The 2,068-nt window shown below is 55.4% G+C and carries 3 protein-coding genes; all 3 read right to left on the bottom strand.

Going from position 1 to position 2,068, the window contains the following annotated elements:
* Positions 1–557, bottom strand: a 557-nt coding sequence (locus lacNas_RS13570; protein WP_244661474.1) for a Mur ligase family protein, incomplete at its 3' end; no start/stop codon positions are given.
* Positions 558–563: 6 nt separating this feature from the next.
* Entirely contained in the window at positions 564–1,523 is a 960-nt protein-coding gene (gene mraY, locus lacNas_RS13565) for a phospho-N-acetylmuramoyl-pentapeptide-transferase (protein WP_201330600.1), read from the bottom strand.
* Between the two features lie 7 nt (positions 1,524–1,530).
* A partial coding sequence (locus tag lacNas_RS13560) for a PASTA domain-containing protein (protein ID WP_201346953.1) occupies positions 1,531–2,068 on the bottom strand: 538 nt, incomplete at its 5' end.

Here is a 2,068-nt window from a genome sequence, read left to right as displayed (position 1 = left end):
TCAATGTCGGTGACTCCCATCAGCTGGAAGCTGGACATTTCCACGACCAAGAGGTCTTCTGGACCAGCCTGGTCCAAGACGACTTCTGAAATCGGCCAGCCGATGTTGCCGACGGCGTAAGCGTGGTGGCCGCTCTTGGCCAGGTAGTGGTCCATGATCTGCTGGGTCAGCATGACCGTGGTGGTCTTGCCGTTTGACCCTGTCACGCAGACATACGGCGCCTCACTGGCACTCAAGGCAACTTCGGGTTCGGTAATAACCGGAATCTTTTTCTCAAGGGCCTTGGCCACCATGGGGTTTTCGTAAGGAATGCCGGGGTTCTTGACCAGGTAGTCAAACTTTTCCTGATCGAACAAGTCGGTCGGGTGGCTGCCGCCAATCACTCTGACGCCCAGGTCAGCCAATTCCTGCGCCTTCGGGTTTGCCTCCAAGTCAGCCTTGTCGTTCAAAGTCAGGCGCGCGCCCAGCTTCAGCAGCAGCTTGCTGACCGCGAAACCGCTGCGGCCCAAACCCAAAACCAAAATGTTTTTACCAGCATATTTTTCGATTTTTTTCATCGTTAATTATCCCCAAATCATCAAATAAATTACGCTGCCGATCAGGCCAACCAGCCAAAAGACCGTGTCGACCTTCCATTCAGACCAGCCCATCATTTCGAAGTGGTGGTGGATTGGCGTCATTTTAAAAATCCGCTTGCCGGTCGTCTTGAAGGAAATGACCTGCATAATCACGCTGGCCGTTTCACACACGAAAACGATACCGATCAAAAGCAGTGACCACGGCCGGCCCAAGAAGATGCTGACGGCCGCCAAACCGCCGCCCAAAGCCAGAGAGCCGGCGTCGCCCATGAAGATCTTGGCCGGCTTGTGGTTGAACATGAAGAAGGCTGCCAGCCCACCCATTACGGCCATACAGAAGACCAAAACAGCGAAGTTCTGGCTCTTGAAGGCCAGCCAGGCATAAGTGCCGTAGGCAATGAAAGACAGACCGGTTGCCAGGCCGTCGAGCCCGTCTGACAGGTTGACGGCGTTGGAGAAGCCAACCAGCCAGAAGACTTCAAACAGGACAAAGACCACCATGTTCTTTACCACGCCGACAAATGGCAGGTAAAGGCTGAAGTCGAAGTTGTCGCTGGCAGCCAGCAAAACGATAATGGCGGCCACAAGCAGCTGCAGGGCCATTTTCTGCCAGGCTCTAAGGCCCAGGTTGCGCTTGAAGAAGAGCTTTAAGCCGTCGTCCAAAAAGCCGATGATCCCGTAGCCCAAAAGAGCTGCCAGCAAAATCCAGACCGTCTGGTCCAGCTGGCCCTTGTAGGCGCAGATGGCTACCGTCGCGATGGCGGCAGAGAGAACGAAGACCGTGCCCCCCATGGTCGGCGTGCCCGACTTCTTTTCATGCCACTTCGGTCCTTCGCCGCGAATCTGCTGGCCCTCATCGTGGCTTCTCATCCAGATGATCAGCCATGGCAAAAACAGCGCGCTGAGTACCAGCGAAATCATAAAAGCAATCATACTTGCTTGCATCGAACTATTACTCCTTTAACTCTACTTTCAATTTGGTCCCCGATTTGACGGTTGTGCCTGCTGTCAGGCTCTGCGACTTGACCTTGCCGCTGCCGGAAATCTGCAGCTTGATCCCGGCCAGTGAAGCATACGATTCCACCTGGCTTTCGCTCCAGCCGGTCAGATCAGGCAGGCTGATCTTGCCGCTGGTCAAAACGAAGACCTTGCTGCCGACTGAAACTGTTTCGCCGGCGGCAGCCTTTTGGCTGAGGACCTTGCTGCCCGTGCCCAGGCGAACCAGGCTCAAGCCGTTGGAAGTTGCCTTCTTTTTGGCCTTGGCATAGGTCAGACCAGTAAACTTCGGCACCTTGACGACTGCTGAGGCCGACTTGCTGCCCTTGTTCAGCAGCACCAGCCGGCTCATCATCGGCTTAAAGATCTGGGCCAGGATGGCTTCAGCCCCGCTGCCCAGTTTGCTTGGCTGCTTCATGGTCAAGTAGATGCAGTAGCGGGGATTGTCAGTCGGCGTGATCCCGACGACTGAGAAGATGTAATTCCGGTCCCCG

Origin of the sequence: Lactobacillus nasalidis (assembly GCF_016587775.1) — a bacterium.
Classification (GTDB): Bacteria; Bacillota; Bacilli; order Lactobacillales; family Lactobacillaceae; genus Lactobacillus; species Lactobacillus nasalidis.
Note: the sequence above shows the minus strand (reverse complement) of the source record. Positions and strands in the feature narration are given on the sequence as shown.